This is a genomic window from Acidisphaera rubrifaciens HS-AP3 (genome assembly GCF_000964365.1).
In the GTDB taxonomy this organism is placed as follows: Bacteria; Pseudomonadota; Alphaproteobacteria; order Acetobacterales; family Acetobacteraceae; genus Acidisphaera; species Acidisphaera rubrifaciens.
This window is the reverse complement of sequence record NZ_BANB01000736.1, coordinates 1-1,090: the sequence shown is the minus strand read 5'-3', so window position 1 is coordinate 1,090 and position 1,090 is coordinate 1. Positions and strand designations below refer to the sequence as shown.

Here is a 1,090-nt window from a genome sequence, read left to right as displayed (position 1 = left end):
CATCCGGTGATCGTCGCCGCCGGCCCGCTGCTGTGGGTGGCGCTGTCCACCGCCTTTCCGGCGCCCGCGGCGGAGCAGGTGCTGACGTCCATCTCCTGCCTGATGGGCGCGGCCTACACGTCGGGGTCCGCGTGGGAGCTGTGGCAGGGGCGCGGCGAGCGGCTGCCGTCGCGGCGCATCGTTATCGGGCTGCTGGTGCTGCACACGGCCATCTATCTCTGCCGCAGCCTGCTGCCCGTGATGATCCACCCGATCACGCCGCATGTCGCCGCCATCGTCGTGCAGGTGATGCTGCTGGAAGTCATCATCCACACGACCGGCGTGTCCTTCGGTCTCGTCGCCATGGCCAAGGAGCGCGCCGAACTCGCCCGCATCAATGCCATCAGCGCCGCCCGCGACGCGGCGCAGGGCGCGAGCGAGGCGCGGTTGCGCTTCATCGGCCGGCTGAGCCACGAGCTGCGGACCCCGCTGCACGGCGTCCTCGGCCTCGCCGAGCTGATGGCCGGCGACCCGGCGCTGACGCACGAACAGCGGCAACAGGCGGAGGTGATCCTCGGCGCCGGCCAGCACCTGTTCGCCCTCGTCAACGACGCGCTCGACCTCGCGCGCATCGACGCCGGCCAGATGGCCCTGGCGCAGCGGCCGGTGCGGCTCGACCCGCTGCTGGCCGAGACCGCCGCCCTGATCGCCCGCACCGCGCGCGAGAAGCGGCTCGACGTGACGGTCGCCCCGGTCGAGGGGCTGCCGGCGGCGGTGCTGGCCGATCCCGTGCGGCTGCGCCAGATCCTGCTCAACCTGCTGGCCAACGCGGCGAAGTTCGCGCCGCCGGGCGGCCGTGTCTCGGTCGCGGTACGGCGCGCCGAGGCAACCGGGCGGCTGCGATTCGAGGTGGCGGACAACGGCCCCGGCATCGGCGCGGCGCAGGCGGACGCGCTGTTCTCCGGTCAGGACCGCCTCGTCGGCACGACCGCGAGCGGCGGGGCGGGCATCGGCCTGACGATCGTGGGCGCGCTCGCCCGCTCCATGGGCGGGGAGGTCGGCCACCGGCCCGCGCCGGGCGGCGGCAGCCTGTTCTGGGTCGAACTGCCGC

Annotated in this window: 1 protein-coding gene; it reads left to right on the top strand. The window is 74.3% G+C overall.

Annotated features, from left to right (window positions below):
* Positions 1-1,090: sensor histidine kinase (locus B8460_RS17095; RefSeq protein ID WP_048862826.1), on the top strand; the 1,090-nt coding region annotated here is incomplete at both ends.